General features: G+C 72.4%; 19 protein-coding genes. 5 read left to right on the top strand and 14 right to left on the bottom strand.

Annotated features, from left to right (window positions below; translation table 11 throughout):
* Positions 1-82: 82 nt before the first annotated feature.
* From ACH4ZX_RS08235 to ACH4ZX_RS08185, 11 genes are all read right to left on the bottom strand, one after another.
* Positions 83-1,483 (bottom strand): DUF6177 family protein, encoded by a 1,401-nt coding sequence (locus ACH4ZX_RS08235; protein WP_398269377.1) that lies wholly within the window; start codon positions 1,481-1,483, stop codon positions 83-85.
* The gene (gene eccCa / locus ACH4ZX_RS08230) at positions 1,480-5,451 is read right to left on the bottom strand and encodes a type VII secretion protein EccCa (RefSeq protein ID WP_398269375.1); all 3,972 of its coding nucleotides are present in this window, start codon (positions 5,449-5,451) and stop codon (positions 1,480-1,482) included. Before eccCa ends, ACH4ZX_RS08235 begins: the two co-directional genes overlap by 4 nt.
* Positions 5,452-5,500: 49 nt before the next feature.
* A complete protein-coding gene (locus tag ACH4ZX_RS08225; RefSeq protein ID WP_398269372.1) occupies positions 5,501-6,841 on the bottom strand; it encodes a hypothetical protein in 1,341 nt (446 codons plus the stop codon).
* Positions 6,842-6,855: 14 nt separating this feature from the next.
* On the bottom strand, positions 6,856-8,241 hold the full coding sequence (gene eccD, locus ACH4ZX_RS08220) for a type VII secretion integral membrane protein EccD (protein ID WP_398269664.1): 1,386 nt from the start codon (positions 8,239-8,241) through the stop codon (positions 6,856-6,858).
* 16 nt (positions 8,242-8,257) lie between these two features.
* Positions 8,258-8,527 carry a hypothetical protein gene (locus ACH4ZX_RS08215; RefSeq protein WP_360750431.1) on the bottom strand — a complete coding sequence of 90 codons (270 nt, stop codon included), beginning with the start codon at positions 8,525-8,527 and terminating at the stop codon, positions 8,258-8,260.
* Complete coding sequence (locus tag ACH4ZX_RS08210; protein WP_398269370.1) at positions 8,524-9,393, bottom strand: immunity 49 family protein; 870 nt, start codon at positions 9,391-9,393, stop codon at positions 8,524-8,526. The genes ACH4ZX_RS08215 and ACH4ZX_RS08210 overlap by 4 nt, the downstream gene beginning before the upstream one ends.
* A gap of 11 nt (positions 9,394-9,404) precedes the next feature.
* Positions 9,405-11,924 carry a hypothetical protein gene (locus tag ACH4ZX_RS08205; RefSeq protein ID WP_398269367.1) on the bottom strand — a complete coding sequence of 840 codons (2,520 nt, stop codon included), beginning with the start codon at positions 11,922-11,924 and terminating at the stop codon, positions 9,405-9,407.
* Complete coding sequence (locus tag ACH4ZX_RS08200; RefSeq protein ID WP_324783974.1) at positions 11,921-12,310, bottom strand: DUF6507 family protein; 390 nt, start codon at positions 12,308-12,310, stop codon at positions 11,921-11,923. The genes ACH4ZX_RS08205 and ACH4ZX_RS08200 overlap by 4 nt, the downstream gene beginning before the upstream one ends.
* Before the next feature lie 64 nt (positions 12,311-12,374).
* Positions 12,375-12,686, bottom strand: a complete 312-nt coding sequence (locus tag ACH4ZX_RS08195) for a pore-forming ESAT-6 family protein (RefSeq protein ID WP_324783973.1) — start codon at positions 12,684-12,686, stop codon at positions 12,375-12,377.
* Positions 12,687-12,719: 33 nt separating this feature from the next.
* Positions 12,720-13,052, bottom strand: coding sequence for a hypothetical protein (locus tag ACH4ZX_RS08190; protein ID WP_324783972.1), 333 nt, complete (start codon positions 13,050-13,052; stop codon positions 12,720-12,722).
* A gap of 370 nt (positions 13,053-13,422) precedes the next feature.
* On the bottom strand, positions 13,423-14,325 hold the full coding sequence (locus ACH4ZX_RS08185) for a ribokinase (RefSeq protein ID WP_398269363.1): 903 nt from the start codon (positions 14,323-14,325) through the stop codon (positions 13,423-13,425).
* Between the two features lie 245 nt (positions 14,326-14,570).
* Between ACH4ZX_RS08185 and ACH4ZX_RS08180 the strand changes: the two genes are divergently transcribed.
* Together ACH4ZX_RS08180 and ACH4ZX_RS08175 are read left to right on the top strand one after the other, a co-directional pair.
* Positions 14,571-16,835, top strand: a complete 2,265-nt coding sequence (locus ACH4ZX_RS08180; RefSeq protein ID WP_398269360.1) for an ATP-dependent RecD-like DNA helicase — start codon at positions 14,571-14,573, stop codon at positions 16,833-16,835.
* A 240-nt stretch (positions 16,836-17,075) separates the two neighbouring features.
* Positions 17,076-18,365, top strand: a complete 1,290-nt coding sequence (locus ACH4ZX_RS08175) for a citrate synthase (protein ID WP_351884897.1) — start codon at positions 17,076-17,078, stop codon at positions 18,363-18,365.
* Positions 18,366-19,102: 737 nt separating this feature from the next.
* Here the strand turns inward: ACH4ZX_RS08175 and ACH4ZX_RS08170 are convergent.
* A complete protein-coding gene (locus ACH4ZX_RS08170; RefSeq protein WP_398269357.1) occupies positions 19,103-21,355 on the bottom strand; it encodes a heavy metal translocating P-type ATPase in 2,253 nt (750 codons plus the stop codon).
* Between the two features lie 84 nt (positions 21,356-21,439).
* On the bottom strand, positions 21,440-21,679 hold the full coding sequence (locus ACH4ZX_RS08165) for a heavy-metal-associated domain-containing protein (RefSeq protein WP_324783968.1): 240 nt from the start codon (positions 21,677-21,679) through the stop codon (positions 21,440-21,442).
* 264 nt (positions 21,680-21,943) lie between these two features.
* Between ACH4ZX_RS08165 and ACH4ZX_RS08160 the strand changes: the two genes are divergently transcribed.
* Positions 21,944-22,987, top strand: coding sequence for a zinc-dependent alcohol dehydrogenase family protein (locus ACH4ZX_RS08160; RefSeq protein ID WP_398269354.1), 1,044 nt, complete (start codon positions 21,944-21,946; stop codon positions 22,985-22,987).
* A 27-nt stretch (positions 22,988-23,014) separates the two neighbouring features.
* Here ACH4ZX_RS08160 and ACH4ZX_RS08155 read toward each other — a convergent pair whose 3' ends face one another.
* Positions 23,015-23,215, bottom strand: a complete 201-nt coding sequence (locus ACH4ZX_RS08155; RefSeq protein ID WP_324783966.1) for a MerR family transcriptional regulator — start codon at positions 23,213-23,215, stop codon at positions 23,015-23,017.
* A 360-nt stretch (positions 23,216-23,575) separates the two neighbouring features.
* Here ACH4ZX_RS08155 and iolC point away from each other — a divergent pair, with 360 nt between their 5' ends.
* Entirely contained in the window at positions 23,576-24,526 is a 951-nt protein-coding gene (gene iolC, locus ACH4ZX_RS08150) for a 5-dehydro-2-deoxygluconokinase (protein ID WP_360750448.1), read from the top strand.
* A gap of 149 nt (positions 24,527-24,675) precedes the next feature.
* Positions 24,676-25,560: a deoxyribose-phosphate aldolase gene (locus tag ACH4ZX_RS08145; RefSeq protein WP_398269661.1), complete on the top strand. Its 885-nt coding sequence runs from the start codon at positions 24,676-24,678 to the stop codon at positions 25,558-25,560.
* Positions 25,561-25,563 lie beyond the last annotated feature (3 nt).

Raw genomic sequence — 25,563 nt, 5'->3', positions numbered from 1 at the left:
CCGACGGAGCACCGGGCTGCCGTGACGGCTCCGGGGGCTGCCGTGGCGGTCCTGGGCCGGCGTGGCGTTCCGGGCGTCCGTCCTACGAGGCGCCCGGAACGCCGCCCCGCAGGTGCCGGCCCAGCAGCCGCAGCTCCGTCCAGGCCCCGTCGTCCGTGCCGTCCCCGAGCGGGTAGTGCAGGGCCGGGGCGGAGGCGGGGCCGAGCTGCACCGGCCGCCCGGCGACCGGCGGGCGGCGGGCATGGGTGAGACCGATGCCGCGCACGTCACCCGCCCCGAGGGTGAAGGCCACCGGGGTGGGCGGCGCCTGGAACCGAGGGGGTGTGGTCAGGTCGCGGGGGGCCCGGCGCAGCGACGTGAGCATCGTCGCCAGACCGTGGTCCGCGGCCAGGGCTCCGGCCAGCGACTCGATCCGGTCCGTGGGCGGGGCCTCGTCCGCTCCGTAGCCGAGGGTCAGGGTGACGTCCTCCTCGACCCCGCCCTCCGTGCGCGAGATCCGCAGCGAGGCCGTCGCCGGGCGGCCGGGGTGTCCGACGGCGAGCAGATGGGTGGGTGCGGGCGCCCGGTCGCGCGCCAGATCGGTCAACTGACGCGGGGACCAGGGCAGATTGACGGGTTCGGCGGTGCCCCAGCCGCCCGGTGCGGCCCCGGTCAGCGTGCGCCAGGCCGTCTCCAGCGCCCGGCCCAGGACCAGGTCGGCGGCGGCCGGCCGCAGGGTGCGCAGCGCCACCACGAGCTGCCGTTCCGCGGCCGGTTCCGTCCTGGCGAACGCCTCCGCGACCACGGCCGCGCCGTCGGCGGTGACCACGGGCGCGAACGTGCCGTCCCGCCAGCGCAGCACCGCCCCGGACAGGCCGTCGTAGTAGCCCTGCGCCGGATCCTGGACGACCCAGCGGTTGGGCACCTGCAGCAGCGTCGCACGGGCGGCGGCGGTGAGGCGGACATGCGGCGGGGTCACGATCTGCAGGGCGCGTCCCGAGGCCGCCGCCGTCCGGAAGACCTCCGACAGCCACGGTGTCAGGGCGAGCACGGGCCGGTCGGCCAGCACGACCGCCGTGCTGTCCGTCAGCACGTCCACGACGGGCTGACCGTCGTCCGGCACGGCGACGGCCGTGACGTCGACGACGCTTGTGTCCGCCGCTCCCGCGGGCCACACGCCGCCGTCCAGCAGCAGGGCGAGCCGGCCGCAGACGGAGCCCGCCAGCCGCTCGGCCTCGGGCGCCGCGCTCGAAGCGCGGGCCTCGGTCCACCAGAACGGCACCGGAGTCGTCCGCCCCAGCAGGCGCTCGGCCTCACCCGGCACCTGGACCAGCACCGGCGCCTCCACGGACACCAGCGGCCGGCCGTCCGGCCCGCGCAGGTGCAGGACCGCGCCGTCGGCTCCGGCGCTCAGGTCCGCGCCGGGGCCGCCCGCGTAGAGCCCGGCCAGCAGGGTCCAGGTGTCGGGCATCTTCCGGGTGAGGGCGATGACGTCCTTGGTCACGTGGTCCCCTCCGCGGCGAGGGCCGTCTGGACCAGCAGGTGGGAGCGGCCGCGGCGGACGAGGGTGCCGCGCCCCGGCGGCTGCTGGGAGGCGTACAGGCCGGGAAAGAGCTGTCCCTCGGTACGGTCGCCGGTCATGACGAGAGCGGCCGTGCCGGTCTCGCGCAGGGTGGTCAGCAGCGGCTCGTACAGCGCGCGGGAGGCGCCGGCCGTGCGCCGGGCGAGGACGAAGTGCAGGCCGATGTCCTGGGCCGAGGAGACGTAGGGCAGGAACGGCGCCAGCGGCTGCTGTCCCGCGGTGGTGAGGATGTCGTAGTCGTCGACCAGGATGACGATGCGCGGTCCGCTGAAGGAGGGCCCGGTGTCGGGCGCGTCCGGGTCGGCCGTCTCCGGCAGGCGCTTCTCCAGCTCGGTGGCGATGCCCGTCGCCAGGGCGTTCGCCAGCTTGGCGTTGTGCGCGTAGCCGCCCCGGTACGGCTCGGGAACCACGCCGCGCAGGCCGCGGCGCGGGTCGAAGACGCCGAAGACGAGCTCCTCGTCGGAGTACCGCTCGACGAGCTGGGTGGCGACGAGCTTCAGCAGGTTCGTCTTGCCGCACTCGTTGTCGCCGAGGACCAGCAGGTGCTGGTCGGCGCCGAACAGGTCGAGCGGGACGGGCGCGAGGGTCTCCTGGTCGACACCGAGGGGGATCCGCGCCGGTTCGGCGGCCGGCGAGGGCAGCAGGTCCGCGGGCAGGCGGTTCGGCAGCACCCGTACGGGCCGCGCGACGTCGCCGTGCCAGGTGGCCCGGACGGTACGCGCGGCGTCCTCCAGCGCGGCCGCCATGTTGCCGGTGGTGGCACGGCCGTCGACGCGGGGCAGCGCCACCTGGGCGAAGAGCTTGCCGTCGGTCAGCACCCGGCCGGGGGTGTCGGGGGACAGGGTCTCGGACAGCTTCCGGTCGACGGAGGAGTCCGCGGGGTCGTTCAGCCGCAGTTCGAGGCGGGTGCCGAACATCGACTGGGTGGCGATGCGGACGTCGTTCCAGCGCAGCATGCCGGCCACGACGTGGATGCCGTAGCCGCCGCCCCGTTTGAGCAGGTCGGCCACCGCGTCGTCGAGGTCGGCGAACTCGTCCCGCAGCGCGCCGAAGCCGTCGATCACCAGGACGACGTCGGTGGCGCCCAGCTCGGGCAGCCGGCCCAGGCCGCGCAGCCGGCGCAGTTCGTCGACCGAGTCGATCCCGTGCTCGCGGAACACCGCCTCGCGGTGCGTCAGCATGGCGCGCACCTCGGCGACCGTGCGGGCGGCCCGCTCGTGGTCGGCTCGCCCGGCGACCCCGCCGACGTGCGGCAGCCCGGCCAGCACGGACAGGCCGCCGCCGGCCAGGTCGAGTCCGTAGACGGCGACGTCGTCCGGGGTGTGGGTGAGGGCCAGCGAGAGGACGAGCGTGCGCAGCAGCGTCGTCTTGCCGGACTGCGGGCCGCCGATCACCGCCGCGTGCCCGCCCGCCACCGTCAGGTCCAGCGGCCACCCGCCCTGCCACTGCCGGGCGGGATCGTCCAGCACGCCGAGCGGCGGGCGCATCCCGCCCGCGGCGCCCGCCAGGTGCAGTCCGCGCTCGGAGACCCGCACCGGGCCGGCGGCCGCGTCGAGGGTGACGGCGTCCGGCAGCGGCGGCAGCCAGATCCGGCGGACGGGGGGTGCCGCCGTGGCGAGTTGCCCGACCACGACGGACAGCACCGTCGGTCCGGTCTCGCGCTTGGTGGCGACCGGCTCGTCGGCCGCGGCGTCGGACGTCCGCTCCGGGCTGTAGGCGGGATAGGGCAGGGCGAGCGGCCGGCCGCCGTCCTCCGTGTGCCGCGCGGGGCCGTGATGGGCGCCGGAGACGTAACCGGCCTTGAACCGCTGGTAGGTGGAGGTGTCCACCTTCAGGTAGCCGAACCCGGGCAGCGGCGGCAGGTGGAAGGCGTCGGTGGTGTCGAGGACCGTGCGGGACTCGTCGGCGGAGAAGGTGCGCAGACCCAGCCGGTACGACAGGTAGGTGTCGAGGCCCTTGAGCCTGCCGCCCTCGATGCGCTGGCTGGACAGCAGCAGATGCACGCCGATGGAGCGTCCGATGCGGCCGATGGACAGGAACAGGTCGATGAAGTCTGGTTTCGCGGTGATCAGTTCGCCGAACTCGTCGATGACCACGAAGAGGTGGGGGAGGGGCTCCAGTTCGGGGCGCTCGGTGGCGCGCAGCGCGGCGTAGTGGCCGATGTCGGCGACGCTGCCCGCGTCCTTGAGCACCTGCTGGCGGCGCTTGACCTCGCCGGCCAGGCTGGTGTGGACGCGTTCGACGAGGCCGGCCTGGTTCTCCAGGTTGGTGATCACGCCGGCCACGTGCGGAAGTCCGGTGAAGGGGGCGAAGGTGGCGCCGCCCTTGTAGTCGACGAGGACCAGGGCGAGGTCCTCGGGGGAGTGGGTGGCCGTCAGCGCGAGCACCAGGGTGCGCAGCAGTTCGCTCTTGCCGGAGCCGGTGGCGCCGACGCACAGCCCGTGCGGTCCCATGCCGAGCTGTGAGGACTCCTTCAGGTCCAGCAGCACCGGCTCGTGACGGTCCGTCAGGCCGATCGGCACGCGCAGGAAGTCCCGTTCGCCGCGCGGCGCCCACAGCCGCTCCAGGTCGAGGGCGGCCGGGTCGTCGACGCCGAGCAGGGCCGGGAAGCCGACCGGTCCGGTGACCGGCGTGCCCTCGGCGGCCGACTCCGCGGACAGCCGCAGCGGGGCCAGCATGCGGGCGATCCCCTCGGCCCCGGCCGCGGTCACGGCGTCGGCGGTGCCCCGCGCACCGCTTCCGCCCAGGTCGTCCACGACCACCTGGTCGCCGTCGACGCTGATGCGCACGCTCACCTGATCGGGTTCGTGCACCTGCCGCTCCAGCAGGTGCAGCACCGTGACGCCCAGGTCCGGCAGGCCGACTGCCGAGTCCGGGCTGGGCAGCTCGGCGGCCGGCTCACCGTAGGAGTCGTGGACGACGAGCAGCCGGGACATCGCCCGCAGCGCGTCCCGGTCGGCGAGGCCGCGCCGCACCTCGGCCGCGTAGCCCGCCCGCTGCCCCAGTTCGTGCCGGAACCGGTGGGCGAGCTGCGGCAGGCTCGGCGCGATCCGCCGGGCGGCGACGGGACCGTCGTACTCCTGGGCGTCGAGGACGTGGGGCAGCCACTTGGCCCACTCCCACTCCGCCAGCCGGTCGCCGGGCACCGCGAGACCGACGGCCAGGTCGTCGGGCGCGTGCGTCACCGCTGCCTGCACGAGCAGGGCGCGCGCCACCCGCAGGACGCCTTCCCGGTCGCCGACGACGCTCACGTTCCCCGCCCGGTCCAGGGGAACGGTGAGCGGGAAGTCGGGGGCGGCGGCGAAGCGGCTCTGCAGCGCGCGGGCCTCGTTGAGCATGAACGGATCCGGCGGCGTCAGCACCCCGCCCGCTCCGCTCTGGCCGATCGTCACCTCCTGGGCGGTCACCTCGCCCGTGCCCAGCCGCGGATGCAGGAAGTCGGCGTCCTGGCGGCGGCGCTCCCACAGCCGGGCCGGGTCCCGCACCACGTCGTACAGCGCCTCGGGCGGGGGGTTCACCTCGCGGGCCGCGCGTCGTCTCTCCCGTTCGGCCGCGCCCAGCTCCTCCCGCAGCTCCTCCAGATACTCCAGGTACCGCTCCCGCTGCACCCGCCGGGTGCGCTGCGCCTTGCCGCGCTGCGACAGGAACAGCGCCACCGCACCGAGCAGCGCGAAGACCAGGACGACCGCGCCGAGCACCGCGAACTGGCTGTTGCGGACGACCGTCATCATGATCACCGACCCCATGACGCCGGCCATGGGGAGCAGCGCCGTCGCCGCGTTGCCGAGCTTGCCCTCGGGCAGGTTGGGCGGCGGTTCCACGGCGCGCCGCGGTGCGGGCGGCAGCGGACGGGTGCTGCGGGCGGGACGGTGGACGAGGCGCAGGGTCACGGGCCGGGCTTTCGACGTCGGCGGGCAGGAGGGGCGGGCGGGTGCGGTGTCACCGGACCCGCACCGCCCGGCGCATCGCCTCGGCCGCCAGTCCGAGCGCCGCGTCCCGGGTGGTACGGCCGAGCAGATCCGTACGGATGGGTCCGCCGCCGGCGAGGTGCCGGTCGTACGGCAGGACGACGACGGTGGCGCCGGTCTCCTTCAGGTGCGCGGTGGCCGTCTTCACGTCCAGCCGCGTGTCGGGCGTGTTCGCGGTGAGGGCGACCACCGTGGTCGCCAGGGCGGAGTGCGGCAGCCCGGCCAGCCAGTCCAGTACCTGACGGGTGCCGCCGACGCCCTCCGCGGTCGTGGGCGCGACGATCACCCTGGCGTGGGCGGTGTCCATCGCGGTGCGGGCCACCTCGCCGGGCAGCGTCTCGCAGTCGACCACCGTCACCGCGAAGTACCGCCGCAGCGCGAGGGTCACCCTGCGGTACGTCGGCACGTCCAAGGGGGCGCCCACCCGGCCCTGGCTCGCGGGCAGCAGCCAGCCGCCGTCGGACACGGGCACCAGGTAGCCGGTGACGTCGGTCAACTGCATGGCGGGGGTCAGGATCCGCGCCAGGTCGACGCACGACCACCGCACCGACTCCGCGCCCATCCGCACCGCGAGCGTGCCGAGCGCGGCGTCGGCCTCCAGGGTGAGGACCGGATCGTGACGGTAGTGGTTGAAGGCCCGCCCGAGCAGCGCCGCGACCGTGGACTTTCCGACACCCCCGCGGATGGAGGTGACGGCGATGATCCGCCCGGTGGTGACCGGCTGCTGCAACTCCTCGGCGAGACGGGTCTGTTCGGCCACGTCCTGGGAGACGGAGGAGGCCAGCCCGCGCAGCGAACGGCCGGTGCGGCGGCCGAGCGAGTCGCCGTGCCGGGGGCGGCCGAGGGCTATGGCGAGGCGGGGGTCGACCGTGGGCACGGACTCCGGCGCGGGGACGGCGGGGGCCGACTCCGGCGCGGGAGCGGGGTGCCGGGGGACGGCCGGGGGGCCGGGCGCGGGGCCGGGCGCGGGCGTGCGGGGATCGGCAGGCGGAGCGGCCCCGGGGTCCGGCTGCCGGCGTTCGACGGGCGGGGTGGGGTGCGGTTCCGGCCGGCGATGCCCGGTGGGCGGGGTGGGTTCGGGTTCCGGCTGCCGGGGTTCGGGCCGGGCCGAGTGGACGAGGCGCAGGGTCGGCTCGCCGGCGCCGCGTGCCGGAGCCGTCCGCTGCCCCAACTCCCGCAGCACATCCCGCTGCCAGTCGCCTCCGCTTTCGCCTCCGCCCTCGCCTCCGCCTCCGCCCCGGCCCTCGCGTCCCGGCCGCTGCTCCCCCTGCGCCATGCCGTCCCGCTGCGTCATGCCGTCCCGCTGCGTCATGCCGTCCCGCTCCCTCAAGCGAAGGTGCCGAGCAGACGCCCGTACACGCCGAAGACCCCGATGAGCAGCGGGAGCAGTGCCATGACGCCGACGGACTCGAGCAGGTCGCCCGCCCGCCGCAGCCGCACCCGCACGTGTTCGGACGGCTGGACGGCGAGGACGGCCAACGGCAGCACGGCCAGCGCCGCGAGCACGATCAGCGGCGTTCCCGCCGTGCCGGACCGCTCCGACCACACCGACACCAGCCGCACGGCCACCACGGAGCCGCCCGCCAGCACCGCCACCACCTCCGCGACCAGGGGAAACGCCCGGGCCCGGAGGGTCAGCACCACGGCCGTGACAGCGGCGAGCAGCACCGTCCACACCGAGGGCGCGCGCAGCGCCCACACACCCGCCACCGTCGCCGACACGGTGAGGACGACCGTGGCGAGCGCCAGCCCACGATGGGCTGCCGCCAAGGCCGCGGAGACCTGGTGACGGCTCACCGACACCCCGCCCGCGCGCCGGTCGTCCAGCCCCGAGAGCCCGGACGCCATGAGCGCGAGACGCGGCAGCAGCCCCAGCACCACCACGGAGGCGACGGCGAGCACGGCCCCCGTCCTGGCCTGCTGTCCGGCCGTCTCCGCGCCGTTCTGCACGGCGGCGACGGCCTCCCAGCCGAGCACGGTGACGGCCACGGCGCCGGCCCCGACCACCGCGCCGCGCCCCAACGGCGTGCACAGGCCGAGCAGCACCAGAGTCGCCGCCACCACCGCGGACACGCCCGCGACCCGCAGCGTGCCCGGCCAGCCCTGAGCGTCGGCGAGACCGAACGCACCGAGTACGCCCAGCACTCCGGCGGCGCAGACGAGGGTGGCGGCGATCCCGCGCCGCCCGGCCCGCCCGAGCAGGGCCCCGGCGGGCGCGGCGACCGCGGCCGGGACGAGCAGCCCAATGGCGACGGTGTCCGGCGGGCAGGCGTTCCGCGCGAACAGGCCGGCGGTGCCCGCCCACCCCACGGTGGCGAGCCCCGCGGTGACCCGCCGCGCCCGCGGTCCCCACCGCCACGCCCGGCCGCCCAGGTCCTCGGCGACCTCGTCGCTCACCTCGTGCACGACGGGCGCCGAGGGCGCGTCCTCGGCCCGCACGAGCCGCAGCACGGCGCCGTCGCGGACGCCCGCGGACTCCAGGGTGCTGTCGTGGTCGAGCGCGGACCCGTCCGTGGTCACGAGATGCCGTGGCTCGGGACGCTCACCCACCCGGTCGTCCAGCAGCCGCAGAATCTCGGGCAGCAGCAGCCCGACCGGCTCCCGCGCCGGCAACACCAGATCGATACGACGCCGCTCACCGACCAGGGTGACGCGGCTGAGGACGACCGCGGTCCCACCGGCCGCCGTATGCCTCAACGCCCCCGCAGACATCACGTGTTCGAACCTATCACCGGCCGGAAGGGCTGCCCGAGGGCACGGACGACTGCACGGACCCGCCGTACGGGCTCTTCCCGACCACCCGGTGCGACACGAACGACCACCCCACGCACCCGGCGCACAACACGGCCGCGATCACCACTCCGGCGAACACCTTTCCCACACGCTCGTCGACGGAGCGCCGTTGCCGCTGGGCACCGAAGAGCAGAGCATCCCGAAGACGCCGCCGCCGCACCGACACCGACTCCAGCAGCTGACTGTCGTAGTCCTGGGCCGTCACGTGGGGAACTCCCCGAGCCAGCTCCGCCTGAGCAGGTGCTCGGGTAGGTACTCCGACTCGACCTCGACGGGGCGGCCGGCGTCGTAGGCGAGGCAGGTGATGGCGAGGGCGGCGAGGGGAATGTCTCCGTCTCCCGATTCCTCGCGCTCGGGGTCCGCGGTCCAGTACTCCTTGTGCAGCGTAAGGGTCTGAACGAGAGCCTCGTTGAACTTGACGGGGTCCTGGCCGATGAAGCGGTAGAAGAGGTTGATCGGCGGATACAGGACCTTGAGCATCATCTCGCGGTCGATGAACCGCAGCCGGTCGGGATCCGTGCCGTCGAAAGCGGCAATCAGCTTCTCGCCGAGACCCGGCCGCTCCAGCCAGTATGTCTGCAGGGCGTCGACCCAGTGATAGATGTACTCCTCGAACACGGCACCCGAGGCCCGCAGAGTCTCGACGGGAACCTGGCAGAGCTGAGTCATCCGGGCCTGGTCACGGCAGATCACCGCCAGCCAGAAAGCCTCAAGCCAGGTGCCGGCGTCCGTGAAGTGCCGGACGCCGACGGCCGGGATACTGCGGATCTTGTGGGCGATCATGCACGGCACGGTGGAGCCGGGTGGAGCGGTGGCCGAAGCGAACAGCGCGGAGCCCACCTGCATGGCCATGGTCCAGGCCTCCCAGGTTTCCAGCATCTCGGCCGGGGGATCGTTCAGGCACTGGAGCGTGGCCGTGCTCAGTGCGCTGCTGAAAGTACGCCCGAACGCGTCGGGAGCGCTTTCGAGACGCTCGATCTTCTCGACAGTGCGCTGGTTCAGAACCTTCCGGAACGCGTCCGGATCCGGATGGCCACCCTCGACCGGGGGTCGTGAAATCCTCGTCGGCACGGGCGGAACCCTCATTTCGTCACATCGAACCTGTACATGTCGTAACCAGCGTACTGAGCCCCGTCGGACTTGGCCTTGACGAGTACATAGTCCACCTTCTTGGCCGTGAGTGCTCTGTCCAGGTCGTCCGCCAGCCTGCGTTCGGCTTCGGCCTCGTCGAGCAAGCCCTTTTTCTCGTTTCTCCTGGCCCGCTTTTCCATTTCTTGCAGGATCGTCTCGAAGTATTCCCGCGAGCCCTGTTTCACCAGGCGTCCGCTGTGGCCCTTGCGGACTCCGAGGTTGGCGCTTTCGGACCCCTTCGCCTCGACGACCACGTAACGGCCGTCCGGTGTCTTGTAGATCTGGTCGAATCGGTTGTTTCCGAACGCTCCGTCGTCCACACGTATTGCGTCAGGGAAATGCTCAGGAATTGCGCGGTGTTCGGCGACATGCTCGCCGAACATCTCACTCGCTCGGTTCATGCCTGAGTGCAGTGGTTTGTGCGCTTCTTCTGCCTGCCTCATCGCTTCGGCAAGTTCGTCTGTCGGCTGCGCGGCGTATGCCTTTTCGGCTGCCTCGAGCCTGGTCTCGGCCGCGTTGTCGAGGTGTATGGCGCGGTCGCGTTTGGCAGCTTGTTCATCCAGATAACGCTGGACCTCATCGCTCACATTCAACCGCGTGCCGACCTTGGGCACGTTGCTGACGTAACGTTCCTGAATTGGCGGCGGCATGTCGCTCGCGGCGATCCACTTGTTCGGTCCACCGAAGGGGTTGGGAACCAAGTGCGGGATCGGCTGGCCGTATCCGCCGGTGTAGCTGGTCGAGCGCCGGTATCCGTTGGACCGGTAGTTCTCTGCGAACCACTTCGGATCCGTGTTGGCCCGCTCCACCTGCTGGCGCATGATCTCGCGCTCGTGCGCCAGGGGATCGTGGTCACCTGAACCGGGTCCGCGCCTTCCGCCGGTCGTGCCGTCGCGGCCGCCACTGCTGTGGCCGTCTGCGACGCCGTGGGGGCCGCCGGTTGCGTGTGCCTCGGGTGAGGGCAGCGTGTCCGTGCCGTGGGACCCGGCGTGCGCCGCGGCGCTTCTGCCGCCGTGAGTCGTAGCGTCGCTGGTGGCATGTGCCGCCTCGCCCCCGGCATGTGCCGCGGCCCTGCCGCCCGCGCCCACCGGCACCGCCTCCCCGTGCGGCAGGGTGTGTTCCAGCATCGCCCGGTCCGCGGCCGAGAGTTCCACCGTGGCCGTCGCCCGCGTGCCGTCCGGTTTGATGACCGAGCCGTCGTCCAGGTTCAGGCGTGTTCCGTCCGGCCACTCGATGTGGTTGCCGACCACGACCGGGACGTCGTCGGCGATCCTCAGCACGCTGCCGTCCGGCTGGACCCTCCCGGCCCCCGAGAGGACGTCGGTGTATGCCCCGGTCCGCAAGTTCTTCAGACTGCCGAAGAGGTCGGCCACCTTGACCGTGCCGAACTTCGCCGCCCTGCCGATGTACGTCATCGGGTCGACCAGCCGGCTCGCTCTGCCGAGCGCGCCGATCGTCCGCGCGACGGCGCCGCCCTTGGCCGCGGTGCCCGCGCCGCCGGTGAAGACGGTCGTGAGCACGTTGAAGGTGACCGCGCCGCCGGCCCGCGCCGGGTTCCTGCCCCACTCGTCGTAGGCGATCAGCGCCTTGCCGGCCTCGGTCACCGTCCGCCGGGAGTCGCGCAGGTAGGCGGGCAGTTTGTCGTCGGGCAGCAGCCAGTACGCCGTCCCGAGCGGCGAGAGCGTGATCCCGAGGCCGGTCACGAGCTTGCCGAGCCCCTTCCAGGCCTCGCCCATCGCGTCCAGGCCGTCGAAGCCGACCAGTGTGCCGAGCCCGCGGATCGTGCCCCACACGCCGTCGACGAAGAAGCCCTTGCCGAACTCCACGACCTGGTGGCCCAGCCAGTCCAGACCGTGCCGCTCCTTCTCGACCGTCCTGCCCCAGGGCAGTTCGTCGGAGGAGTCGAGGAGATCCTCGGTGAAGCCGTAGGTGGACGTGCCCCGCTTGAGGAGACGTTTCTGTGCGCCGTCCTCCACGATCAGCGTCGAGCCGTGCACCAGTGCCGTGATCTTGTTGTGGCAGGTGATCTCGGCCTGCCAGAAGGCCGCGGTCGCGGCGTTGACGTCGTGCACGAGGTCGTTGTTGAGCTGGACGTTGTCGTCGTCCTCGCGCCAGTGGTCGTCGCCCGCGATGTCCGCCCGGAAGGTCTCGGCCCGCGCCTTCAGGCTCCTGAGCCTGGCCACCAGCGGCTGGATCTCCGCCTCGTAGGCGCTCAGCGCCGCGCCCACCTTCTCCAGGTCGTCGGCGAACCTGTCGGCCTTGGCCGCGACCGGAGCGGTCGTCGCGAAGAGCTGCTCCGCCTCCGGGGCCGAATAACACGCGGACAGGCCCTGGAACTTGGCGTGCACGTCCGCCCCGGCGAACCGGAAGGCGGACGCCTCCGCGGTCAGCAGCAGGGCGTCGGTGCTCAGCTGCTCCAAGTCGCCGGTGAACTGCGGGATGTTCTGCGGATCGATGAGGTCGGCGCTCACTGACCCCCCTGCGGTCCCTCGGCCCCGGGCAGGTCGATCTTGGGCTCCTTCAGCGCGTTCGCCTGCGCCTTCGCGGCCATCTCCAGATCACCCTTGATGTATTCGCTGGTGGCGGTGGCCGCCCCGCTCAGGGAGTTCGACGTGCGGACAGCCACATACGTCAGGTCCTTCTGGTACGCCTCGAAGAACTCACCCAGCGCCGCCGCGACCGGCCCCTGCACCCCGCTCTTCTCGACACCGCCCTGCTGGATCGTGCCGGCGGACTTCGCCGCGCTCGGCAGGGTCTCGCCGAGTGCCTTGCCGGTGTTCGAGAGCCCCTCGGCGGCCTTCCCCGTCTCGTTCAGGACGTGCTGCACGCCCGAGGGCGAGATGTCCCACCCCGTCATGTGGATCCCCCGTGAAGTCAAAGCAGTTCACGTCGACGTCGCCATCGCCGTGACATATCCCGGCTCAACCGATGTTGTCGACCGCCGCCCGCGCCTTGGCCATCGTCGACTGCGCGGTCCCGTCGTTCTCCTCGAGCGTGGTGCGGACGAGGTGGATGATGTTGCGCACCTCGGTCGCGGCGTGGTTCCAGCGGACCTCCTTGCCGTGGTACTCGTCCGAGACGCCGTCGGCCTGGAAGTCGGCCATCGCGGCCTTCACCGCACGGTCACGGTCCGACAGCACGCGCTCCAACTGGCCGATGATGCCCTGCAGGCTGCCCTGCACCTCGCTGGAGGCGCCGGTGTCGTACGAGCGGCGGTCCTGGCTCTGACCCATCGTCACAATCCCCCTGTTCCCTGTCGGCCGTGTCTACCGGCCGCCGAAGCGGGCGGCGTCGAAGTTGGCCGCGCCCATGTTCTTGGTCGCGTTGTCCCGGGTCTCGACGTCACCGGTACCGAAGGCGGTGTCCATGCCGCTCTGACCGCCGAGGATCGCGCCGAGCGAGCTGTTCAGGGCGTTGGTGATCTCGTCCGCCCTGGCCTTGAACGAGTCGAAGGCGACCTTGCCGGATCCGTTGAACTTGCCCTCCAACGGCTCCGCCGCCTGGATCAGCCACCGGATCAACGTGCCCAGGTCGTCACTGGAACCGACCGTGCTCCTGCCGAGCTCCGACAGGGTCGTCGACCCCATGTCGAACTTCACGTGCCCACCCCCGTGCATCACGTAATCATCAAAGAATCACAGCGCGTTCGCGCATGTTGCATCACAACAGGTTGCACAAGCAATGCAGTTGATCGTGGTGTGGCAGGATCCGGACATCTCCGCGACGTGATCACCGCACCGTTCCGCCGACCGGGGACAGGCGCCCGCCGGGCCCGGAAAAAATTCCGCGCACCCGTGCAACCCTCCCCCCGCCTGGCGGGTCGTACGTGGAATCAGGGCTTCTGGGTGGGGATCCGGGGGGATCGCGGGGGTTCTGAACGGGAGGGGAAAACCGAGGGGGTTCGGCCGACGGGCCGGGCCCCCTCGAAGCATGTCCGGGCACCACGGCACCGCAGCTCAGCGGCGCGTCTCACAGCTCCTCGACCTCCGTCGCCGTCGGGAACGACTCCTGCGCGCCCCGCCGGGTGACCGCCACCGCTCCCACCCGGGCCGCGTACTGCGCCGCCTCCGGCAGCGGCGCGCCGGTTCCCAGGCGGTAGGCCAGCGCCGCCGTGAACGCGTCGCCCGCGCCCGTCGTGTCCACCGCGTCGACCCGCACGGGCGGGACGCGGCCGACGCCCGCCGAGGACGCCACCAGGGCGCCCCGCGCGCCCAGCGTCACCACCACCGAACGCGGGCCCTTGGCGAGCAGCAGCCGCGCCCAGTCCTCCGGCCGGTCGCTCACGCACGCGTCGCCCAGGATCACCCTGGCCTCGTGCTCGTTGACGATCAGCGGGTCGCAGGCCGCCAGCACCTCGCCCGGCAGCGGCCGGGGCGGGGACGGGTTCAGCACGAAACGGCTGTCCGGCGTCAGGTTGCGGACCACCTCCACGACCGTCTCCAGCGGGATCTCCAACTGGGTGGAGACCACCCGCGCGGCCTGGAAGAGGCTCGCGGCCGTCCGGACGTCCTGCGGGGTCAGCCGGCCGTTCGCGCCCGGCGAGACCACGATGCTGTTGTCCCCCGACGGGTCCACCGTGATCAGCGCGACCCCGGTCGGCGCCCCGCCCACCAGCACGCCCACCGTGTCGACCCCGGCCGCCCGCTGCGAGTCCAGCAGCAGCCGGCCGTGGGCGTCGTCGCCGACCCGGGCCAGCAGGACCGTACGGGCTCCGAGGCGGGCCGCCGCGACCGCCTGGTTCGCGCCCTTGCCGCCCGGGTGCACGGCCAGGTCGGAGCCGAGCACGGTCTCCCCGGCGCCCGGCCGGCGCTCGACCTCGATCACCAGGTCGGCGTTGGCCGATCCCACGACCAGCAGGTCGTAGTCGTTCATGAGGGTCCCCGTCCCGTCGTCCTCGTCCCGTGTGGTTCTCGTCCGTGTGGTTCTCGTCCCGTGTGGTTCTCGTCCGTGTGGTTCTCGTCCGTGTGGTTCTCGTCCGTGTGGTCCTCGTCGCGTGGTGCTCGTCCCGCCGTCCTCGTCGTTCGGGACCACCTTCACCGGCGCCCCCGGATCGCACGGCGGGACGCAGGGGCCCGAGACCGGATCGTGATGTCAGAGCCCGGGGGTAGCGTCGGATCATGTCCAATCAGGCGGGGAGTCCCTCCCGACCGGGGGAGCGGCGCACGGCCGTGCTCGAGGGCGTGCTCGAGCGCATCACGTACGCCAACGAGGAGAACGGCTACACGGTCGCCCGGGTCGACACCGGCCGCGGCGCGGGCGACCTGCTCACGGTCGTCGGCGCGCTGCTGGGCGCCCAGGTCGGCGAGTCGTTGCGGATGGAGGGCCGCTGGGGCTCCCACCCCCAGTACGGCAAGCAGTTCACGGTCGAGAACTACACGACGGTGCTGCCGGCCACCGTCCAGGGCATCCGCCGCTACCTGGGCTCCGGCCTGGTCAAGGGCATCGGGCCGGTCTTCGCCGACCGCATCACCCAGCACTTCGGCACCGACACCCTGAGGATCATCGAGGAGGAGCCGAAGCGCCTGATCGAGGTGCCGGGACTGGGCCCCAAGCGCACCAAGAAGATCGCCGACGCCTGGGAGGAACAGAAGGCCATCAAGGAGGTCATGCTCTTCCTCCAGACGGTCGAGGTCTCGACGTCCATCGCGGTGCGCATCTACAAGAAGTACGGCGACGCCTCCATCTCCGTCGTGAAGAACCAGCCCTACCGGCTGGCGGCCGACGTCTGGGGCATCGGCTTCCTGACCGCCGACAGGATCGCCCAGTCCGTCGGCATCCCGCACGACAGCCCGGAGCGCGTCAAGGCCGGCCTGCAGTACGCGCTGTCGCAGGCCACCGACCAGGGCAACTGCTACCTGCCCGAGGAACGGCTGATCGCGGACGCGGTGAAGCTGCTGCAGGTCGACACCGGCCTGGTCATCGAGTGCCTCGCCGAGCTGGCGGCGCCCCCGGAGGAGGGCGAGGACCCCGGTGTCGTACGGGAGAAGGTGCCCGGACCGGACGGCGGGGAGCCCGTCACCGCGATCTGGCTCGTCCCCTTCCACCGTGCCGAACTCTCGCTCTCCGCCCAGCTGTTGCGGTTGCTGCGCACCGACGAGGACCGGATGCCGGGCTTCCGCGAGGTGGCCTGGGACAAGGCGCTGGGCTGGCTGAGGGGCCGCACCGGGGCGGACCTCGCCCCCGAGCAGGAGGCCGCCGTCAAGCTGGCGCTGACCGAGAAGGTCGCCGTGCTCACCGGCGGTCCCGGCTGCGGCAAGTCCTTCACGGTCCGCTCGATCGTGGAGCTGGCCCGCGCCAAGAAGGCCCGGGTCGTGCTGGCCGCCCCCACCGGCCGGGCCGCCAAGCGCCTGGCCGAGCTCACCGGCGCGGAGGCCTCCACCGTCCACCGCCTGCTGGAGCTGAAGCCCGGCGGCGACGCGGCCTACGACCGGGACCGTCCTCTGCAGGCCGACCTGGTCGTGGTCGACGAGGCCTCGATGCTGGACCTGCTGCTGGCGAACAAGCTGGTCAAGGCGGTCCCGCCCGGCGCCCACCTGCTGTTCGTCGGGGACGTCGACCAGCTGCCCAGCGTGGGCGCCGGCGAGGTGCTGCGCGATCTGCTCGCCGAGGGCAGTCCCGTCCCGGCGGTCCGCCTCACGCGCGTGTTCCGCCAGGCCCAGCAGTCCGGCGTGGTCACCAACGCGCACCGGATCAACGCCGGGCAGCACCCGGTCACCGACGGCATGAAGGACTTCTTCCTCTTCGTCGAGGACGACACCGAGGCGGCCGGACGGCTCACGGTGGACGTGGCGGCCCGGCGCATTCCGGCCAGGTTCGGCCTCGACCCGCGCCGGGACGTCCAGGTGCTCGCGCCGATGCACCGCGGGCCGGCCGGCGCCGGCACGCTCAACGGGCTGCTCCAGCAGGCCATCACCCCGGGCCGTCCGGATCTGCCCGAGAAGCGCTTCGGCGGCCGGGTCTTCCGCGTCGGAGACAAGGTGACCCAGATTCGCAACAATTATGAGAAGGGCAAGAACGGTGTCTTCAACGGCACCGTGGGCGTGGTCACCTCGCTGGACCCGGTCGACCAGCGCCTGACGGTGCTGACGGACGAGGACGAGGAGGTTCCGTACGAATTCGACGAGCTGGACGAACTGGCGCACGCGTACGCGGTGACCATCCACCGCTCCCAGGGCAGCGAGTATCCGGCCGTGGTGATCCCGGTGACCACCGGCGCCTGGATGATGCTCCAGCGGAACCTGTTGTATACGGCGGTCACCCGGGCCAAGAAGCTGGTCGTCCTCGTCGGTTCGCGCAAGGCGATCGGTCAGGCGGTGCGCTCGGTGTCCGCGGGACGCCGCTGCACGGCGCTCGACTTCCGCCTCTCACCCGGGCCCCTGTAGGCCCCGCGGGGCCGCTTCGGCGAGAGGCATCGTAAAAAATGATCGATCAAATGAGTCGCCTAGGTCACACAGCACTTCCGGATGAGCAACAGAGGGGGCAGGATGAGCAAGTTGACGGCACTGAGTGCCGTCAATAGGCCCGATGGTCGACCCCGAGTGCACTCTCCTGAGCCAATTGGGGGATGGTAGAGACAGTCAGGGCAACCTCGAAGATGAGGCACTACGTCGGTGAGGGAAGACGTGAGCGACAACTCTGTAGTACTGCGGTACGGCGACGGCGAGTACACCTACCCGGTGATCGACAGCACCGTCGGCGACAAGGGCTTCGACATCGGGAAGCTCCGCGCCCAGACCGGTCTGGTGACCCTGGACAGCGGCTACGGCAACACGGCCGCCTATAAATCCGCGATCACCTACCTCGACGGCGAGGCGGGCATTCTCCGGTACCGCGGCTACCCGATCGAGCAGCTGGCCGAGCGCTCCACCTTCCTGGAGGTCGCCTACCTGCTGATCAACGGCGAGCTCCCGACCGTCGACGAGCTGTCGTCCTTCAAGAACGAGATCACGCAGCACACCCTGCTGCACGAGGACGTCAAGAACTTCTACCGGGGCTTCCCGCGCGACGCCCACCCGATGGCCATGCTGTCGTCGGTGGTCTCGGCGCTGTCCACGTTCTACCAGGACAGCCACAACCCGTTCGACGAGAAGCAGCGCAACCTCTCGACGATCCGCCTGCTCGCCAAGCTTCCGACGATCGCGGCGTACGCGTACAAGAAGTCGATCGGCCACCCGTTCGTCTACCCGCGCAACGACCTCGGCTACGTCGAGAACTTCCTGCGGATGACCTTCTCCGTGCCCGCGCAGGAGTACGACCTCGACCCGACCGTGGTCTCCGCGCTCGACAAGCTGCTGATCCTGCACGCGGACCACGAGCAGAACTGTTCGACCTCCACGGTCCGCCTGGTCGGTTCGTCGCAGGCCAACATGTTCGCGTCGATCTCGGCCGGCATCAACGCGCTGTGGGGCCCGCTGCACGGCGGCGCCAACCAGTCCGTCCTGGAGATGCTGGAAGGCATCCGGGACGCCGGCGGCGACGTCGACTCCTTCATCCGCAAGGTGAAGAACAAGGAGGACGGCGTCCGGCTGATGGGCTTCGGCCACCGGGTCTACAAGAACTTCGACCCGCGCGCCAAGATCATCAAGGCCGCCGCGCACGACGTGCTGTCCGCCCTCGGCAAGTCCGACGAGCTGCTGGACATCGCGCTGAAGCTGGAGGAGCACGCGCTCTCCGACGACTACTTCGTCTCGCGCAGCCTCTACCCGAACGTGGACTTCTACACCGGCCTGATCTACCGCGCGATGGGCTTCCCGACCGAGATGTTCACGGTCCTGTTCGCGCTGGGCCGACTGCCGGGCTGGATCGCCCAGTGGCACGAGATGATCAAGGAGCCGGGCTCCCGCATCGGACGCCCGCGCCAGATCTACACGGGCGTCGTCGAGCGCGACTTCGTGCCGGTCGAGGAGCGCTGACCCGCGGTCGGGGGCTCGGGCGCGCGGCGTGAAGCGCTGAGCGCGGTCGGGTCCTCGACGCCGGCTCGGGCGTCCCGGAGGCGAACCGGGCCACAAGAAGCACAAAGCAGAAACAAGGCAGAAGGCGCCCTGGCGCCGGTCCCCCCACGGGCCGACGACCAGGGCGCCTTCCCATGTCCCGGTGCGGATTCCCCCCACGGGATCCGGCCGGGCGTCTGTGAGGACAGCGCCTGAATCGCTGTTGAGCACAACGAGCGGTCGAGCAGGTCTTGCAGATCGTGCGGTTGCGCAGATCGTGCGGTTGAGCAGAACGAGCAAAAGTCGCCGTACCGCTCGGGTGTGCGATCTGCCGGGACAGCGCACGCACGGGAGGGCCGCTCAAAGCTTCCCGCTGTACGTGCCCCGGCAACGCATCTCCGGAGAAAGTCCCCCAAGACATTCTCCAGACGCCAGTCGGCGCCCCCCAAGACGCCTTCTGACATCGTCAACTTAGACCTTCGAGCCCCCTCGATGGTTACGTTCACATCACTGTGATCTGCGTCTCTTGCATATGTCCGTTAGATACGCAAGAGCCCTGATCCGGCGACCGGGACTCAAGCGTAAGGATGATGCGCGAGGCTTGTGAAGAGCTTATGTGAGGCCGGGGCAGGACTCTAGAGGGACTTTCACTTCCGCCCCTACCAACTCGCCGGTAATAAAATCGCCGGCCGTCGGCGGAACGTTCCCTCGGCGGAACGTCACCTGAACCTCCGCAGCCGCAGGCTGTTCGTCACCACGAACACCGACGAGAAGGCCATCGCGGCTCCCGCGATCATCGGGTTGAGCAGGCCCGCGGCGGCCAGCGGCAGTGCGGCCACGTTGTATCCGAAGGCCCACACCAGGTTGCCCTTGATGGTCGACAGCGTGCGGCGCGAGAGCCGGATCGCGTCCGCGGCCACCCGCAGGTCCCCGCGCACCAGTGTCAGGTCGCCCGCCTCGATCGCCGCGTCCGTCCCGGTCCCCATCGCCAGGCCCAGGTCGGCGGTGGCCAGCGCGGCCGCGTCGTTGACCCCGTCGCCCACCATGGCCACGCTGCGCCCCTCGGCCTGGAGCCGCCTGACGGCGTCGACCTTGTCCTCCGGGAGCACCTCGGCGATCACGTCGCCGGGGTCGATCCCGACGGCCCGGGCCACCGCCTGCGCCACCGCCCGGTTGTCCCCGGTCAGCAGCATCGGCGTGAGCCCCAGCGCCCGCAGTTCGCGCACGGCCTCGGCGCTGGTCTCCTTGACCGCGTCCGCGACGGCCACGACACCGCGTGCCACACCGTCCCAGCCGACCACGACGGCCGTACGGCCGTCCCGCTCGGCCTCGTCCTTGGCCCGGGTCAGGTCCGCGGGCAGTTCCTCGAAGAGCCGCCCCACGGCCACCTCGAGGCCCTCCACGCGCCCGCGTACGCCCCGTCCGGGCACGTTCTCGAACGCCTCGACCTCCGGGAGCCGCCCGACGCGCTCCTCGGCGCCCGCGGCCACCGCCCGGGCGACGGGGTGCTCGGAGGCGTGCTCCACGGCGCCCGCGAGCCGCAGCACCTGCTTCTCGTCGGCGCCGTCGGCGGCGTACACCTCCTGGAGGGTCATGCGTCCGGTGGTGACGGTGCCGGTCTTGTCGAGGACGACGGTGTCGACGCGCCGGGTCGACTCCAGCACCTCGGGGCCCTTGATGAGGATGCCGAGCTGCGCGCCGCGCCCGGTGCCGACCATCAGCGCGGTCGGCGTGGCCAGGCCCAGCGCGCACGGGCAGGCGATGATCAGCACCGCGACGGCCGCGGTGAACGCGGCGACGGTGTCGCCGGTGGCGCCGAGCCACCCCCCGAACGTGGCGATCGCGATCCCGATCACGACGGGCACGAACACCGCGGAGATGCGGTCGGCGAGCCGCTGCACCTCGGCCTTGCCGTTCTGCGCGTCCTCCACCAGCCGCGCCATCCGGGCGAGCTGCGTGTCGGCGCCGACCCGGGTGGCCTCGACGACCAGCCGGCCCCCGGCGTTCACCGTCGCGCCGGTGACGGCGTCGCCGACGGTCACGTCGACCGGCACCGACTCGCCGGTCAGCATGGCGGCGTCCACCGCGGACGAGCCCTCGACCACGGTGCCGTCGGTGGCGATCTTCTCCCCGGGCCGTACGACGAAACGGTCACCGACGGCCAGCTGGGACACCGGCACGCGGACCTCGCGGCCGGCGCGCAGTACGGCCACGTCCTTGGCGCCGAGTTCCATCAGCGCCCGCAGGGCCGCTCCCGCCCGGCGCTTGGAGCGGGCCTCCAGGAAGCGGCCGAGCAGGATGAAGGCGACGACGCCGGAGGCGACCTCCAGGTAGATCGTGGACGTGCCCTCCGCGTGGGAGACGGTGAAGCTGAACTCGTCCCGCATACCGGTCATGCCCGCGTCACCGAAGAAGAGCGCCCACAGCGACCAGGTGAACGCGGCCAGCGTGCCGACCGAGACGAGGGTGTCCATGGTGGCGGCGCCGTGCCGGGCGTTCGTCCAGGCGGCCCGGTGGAAGGGCAGGGCGCCCCAGACGACCACGGGGGAGGCGAGGGTGAGCGCCAGCCACTGCCAGTTGTCGAACTGGAGGGCCGGGATCATGGACATCAGGACGACCGGGGCGGCCAGCAGGGCGGAGACGGTGAAGCGCTGCCGGTAGGCGGCGAGTTCGGGGTCCTCCGGCGTCGTCTCCGCGGCGGACTCCGGCTCCGGCCGGGGCGGCGCGGGCTGCTCGGCGGTGTAGCCGGTCTTCACCACGGTGGCGATCAGGTCGGCGACCTGCACCCCGGAGGGGTAGCTGACCTTGGCCTTCTCCGTCGCGAAGTTCACCGTGGCCGTGACGCCGTCCATGCGGTTGAGCTTCTTCTCGACGCGGGCCGCGCAGGAGGCGCAGGTCATCCCGCCGATGAGCAGCTCGACCTCGGCGTGGCCGTCCTGGTCCGCCGGGGTGGGGGCGGTGGTGCTGGTCATGTCCGGACTCCAGACATCGGACCGGACCGCGCGGACGCAGTATCAGCTGGTCGGCACGGCCGGTCGGAGAACAGGTGCTGTCGGTCAGACGGTACCGACGAGCTCGTAGCCGGCCTCGTCCACCGCGGCGCGCACCGCGGCCTCGTCGAGGGGGGCCGCGGAGACCACGGTGACCTCGCCGGTCGAGGCGACGGCCTTCACCGAGCTGACGCCGGGGATCTCGGAGATCTCACCGGAGACGGAGCCCTCGCAGTGCCCGCAGCTCATGCCGCTCACCTTGTAGACGGTGGTGACGGAACCCGGGGTGTCGGACTGGGCGGTCATGTCTCTCTCCTCGTCGAGGCGGGTGGGGCTGTGGGGGCCCACGGGGGCCTCCACCAACTCCACTGTACCCCTAGGGGGTATTTATCCAAGGATCGCCCGCCGCGGCGGGCTCCCCCGGGTCTTCCCCGGTCCCGCCCCGGACCCTCCCCTAGAGTTCCGCGAGAACGCGGTGATCTCCAGGAGCCGAGGCCAGGGCGTATCCGGACAGGCCCCTGCGCGGACGAACCGGACGGGCCCCTGGGGCGGACGAAGGCGAGGCGGCGGATGCGCGCAGTGGTGTTCGAACGGTACGGGGAGCCGGCCGAGGTGCGGGACGTGCCGGATCCGCGGCCCGCCGGGCACGGCGTGGTCGTGCGGGTCGAGGCCACCGGCCTGTGCCGCAGCGACTGGCACGGCTGGCAGGGCCACGACCCGGACATCACGCTGCCGCACGTGCCCGGCCACGAGCTCGCCGGTGTCGTGGAGGCGGTGGGCGACCGGATCACCGGCTGGCGTCCCGGCGACCGGGTCACCGTGCCGTTCGTGTGCGCGTGCGGCACCTGCGGCGCGTGCGCGGCGGGCGAGCAGCAGGTGTGCGAGCGGCAGACCCAGCCCGGCTTCACCCACTGGGGCTCCTTCGCGCAGTACGTGGCGCTGGACCACGCCGACGTGAATCTGGTCGCCGTACCGCCGGAGCTGTCGTCCGCGACGGCGGCGTCGCTCGGCTGCCGGTTCGCGACGGCGTTCCGCGCGGTGGTGCAGCGGGGCCGGGTGGCCGCGGGGGAGTGGGTCGCGGTGCACGGCTGCGGGGGCGTGGGCCTGTCCGCGGTGATGATCGCGGCGGCGTCGGGCGCGCGGGTCGTCGCCGTCGACGTGTCGGCCGGGGCGCTGGAGCTGGCGCGGCGGTTCGGCGCGGCGCACTGCGTGGACGCGTCGCGTGCGCCGGACACCGCGCAGGCCGTGCGCGAGCTGACCGGCGGCGGCGCCCACCTCTCCCTCGACGCCCTCGGCTCGCCCGCCACCTGCGCCGCGTCCGTGAACGGCCTGCGCCGTCGCGGCCGGCACGTGCAGGTGGGCCTGCTGCCGTCGCCGGACGGCACGACCGCCGTCCCGATGGCCCGCGCGATCGCCCTGGAGCTCGACGTCATGGGCAGCCACGGCATGGCCGCCCACACCTACGCCCCGATGCTGGAGCTGGTGCGGGCGGGCGTGCTGCGCCCCGATCTGCTGGTGACGTCGACGATCCCGCTGGACGCGGTGCCGGAGGCGCTGGCGGCGCTCGGCACGGCGCCCGGAGCGGGGGTGACGGTCGTCGCGCCGTGGGACTGACGGCGACCGGGGGCCGTGCCGGGACGGTCAGTCCTCCCGGCGCCCGCGGTTGCGGGGCCGGGCGGCGACCCAGGCGCGGACGGTGTCGGCGTACCAGTAGGGCTTGCCGCCCTCGACGTGGTCGGGCGGCGGGAGCAGTCCGTGCTTGCGGTACGACCGCACGGTGTCCGGCTGTACCCGGATGTGCGCCGCGATCTCCTTGTACGACCAGAGCCTTCGGTCGGTCATCGACTTGCACCTCCCCGCGCGCACCGCGGTGGCGGCCGGGGGCGGCCGTCGGGGGGACCGGGCGCTGCGCTGGCGATCAGGAACCCTGTGCCCAACGAGCCACCCCGGCGGCGGGCAGCGGCTGTGCGCCGGGTGTGACGGCCCGCCCGCGAACATGCGACATGTGTGACACAGGGGTGGCTTTTGTGACAGGAGTGCAGCAAAGGCGTACGCGGGCTCACCGGCGCGGCGCGTTGACGCCGGCGACGCGGACTCGCGGCAAGCGCTGCCGAAGGACTCGTCCGAATGTCCGGACAAAATATTGACACGGCTCGCCGTGCGGAGCTAGAAACGCCGGAGAGCCGATGTGAAGGGAAGCCGATGGCGTACGACCTGATCACCATGGGGCGGATCGGGGTGGATCTGTATCCCCTGCAGACCGGTGTCCCGCTGCCGCAGGTGACGACCTTCGGCAAGTTCCTCGGTGGCTCGGCGGCCAACGTCGCGGTCGCCGCGGCCCGCCTGGGCCGCCGCTCCGCGGTGATCACCCGGACCGGCGACGACCCCTTCGGCGTCTACCTCCACGAGGCGCTGAAGGGCTTCGGCGTGGACGACCGCTGGGTCACCCCGGTCCCCGGCCTGCCCACGCCCGTCACGTTCTGCGAGGTCTTCCCGCCGGACGACTTCCCGCTCTACTTCTACCGGCAGCCCAAGGCCCCCGATCTGGAGATCGACGCCCACGAACTCGACCTCGACGCCGTCCGCGAGGCCCGTGTCTTCTGGGTCACCGGCACCGGCCTGAGCGAGGAGCCGAGCCGCACGGCGACGCTGGCCGCCCTCGCCCACCGGGCCAAGGCCGGCACCACCGTCTTCGACCTCGACTGGCGCCCCATGTTCTGGCGCGACCCCGACGCGGCCCGCCCCTTCTACCGGGAGGCCCTGCGCCACACCACCGTCGCCGTCGGCAACCTGGACGAGGTGGAGGTCGCCACCGGGGTGCGCGAGCCGCACGCCGCCGCCCGCGCCCTGCTCGACGCCGGGGTCGAACTCGCGGTCGTCAAGCAGGGACCCAAGGGCGTCCTCGCCGTCGACAGCCGGGGCGGCACCGCCGAGGTGCCTCCGCTGCCGGTCGACGTCCTCAACGGCCTCGGCGCCGGCGACGCCTTCGGCGGCTCCCTGTGCCACGGCCTGCTGGAGGGCTGGGACCTGGAGACGGTCATGCGACACGCCAACGCGGCCGGCGCGATCGTCGCCTCCCGCCTGGAGTGCTCCTCCGCCATGCCGACCACGGACGAGATCGAGGCCGCCCTGAAGGCCGGAGCGGTGCGGTGAGGGCCGGCCGCGTCACGGGCGCCCACCCCGGCGACGGGGACAGGCCGGCACCCGCGCGCGTGGACGCCGCCGGGCCCGCGCCCGCGCGCGTGGACGCCGCCGGGCCCGCGCCCGCGCACCGCAACGCCGAAGGGCCCGCGCCCGACCGCGTGGACGTGGCCGAACTCGTGCGCATCCGTGCCCGCCACCCCGAGGCGGTCGCGGAGGCCGCCGCCCGCCGGATCCGCCGCCCGCTGCTCGGCGACACCGGCCGGCTGATGATCGTCGCCGCCGACCACCCGGCCCGCGGCGCCCTCGGCGTCGGCGACCGCGGGTTCGCCATGGCGGACCGCGCCGACCTGCTCCGGCGCCTGTGTCTGGCGCTGTCCCGCCCCGGTGTGGACGGCGTCCTCGCCACCGCCGACATCCTGGACGACCTGCTGCTGCTCGGCGCCCTCGACAACAAGGTCGTCATGGGATCCATGAACCGCGGCGGCCTGCAGGGCGCCCGCTTCGAACTCGACGACCGCTTCACCGGCCACCGCCCCGAGGACATCGACCGCCTCGGATTCGACGCCGGCAAGCTGCTGCTGCGCATCGACTACGACGACCCGGGCTCCCTCACCACACTGGAGTCCGCCGCCCGCGTCGTCGACGCCATGGCCGCACGCCGGCTCCCCGTCTTCGTCGAGCCGTTCATCAGCCGCCGCACCGACGGCGGCGGACTGCGCAACGACCTGTCCGCCGAGGCGGTGACCAGGTCCATCGCCATCGCCTCCGGCCTGGGCGGCACCTCGGCCTACACCTGGCTGAAGGTGCCGGTCACCGACGACCCCGACGCCATGGCGGAGGTCATGGCGACCTCCACGCTGCCCGCGGTCCTCCTCGGCGGCGACATCGGCGACGGAGCCGAGGACCGGGCGGCGGCGTACGAGAAGTGGCGCGGCGCCCTGCGGCTGCCGACCGTGCGGGGCATGGTGGCCGGCCGTTCGCTGCTGTATCCGGCGGACGGCGACGTGGCCGCGGCCGTGGACGCCGCCGTGGGGCTGCTGTGAGGC

The organism is Streptomyces sp. NPDC020490 (genome assembly GCF_044335305.1).
GTDB lineage: Bacteria > Actinomycetota > Actinomycetes > Streptomycetales > Streptomycetaceae > Streptomyces.
This window is presented reverse-complemented; position numbering and strand designations above follow the sequence as displayed.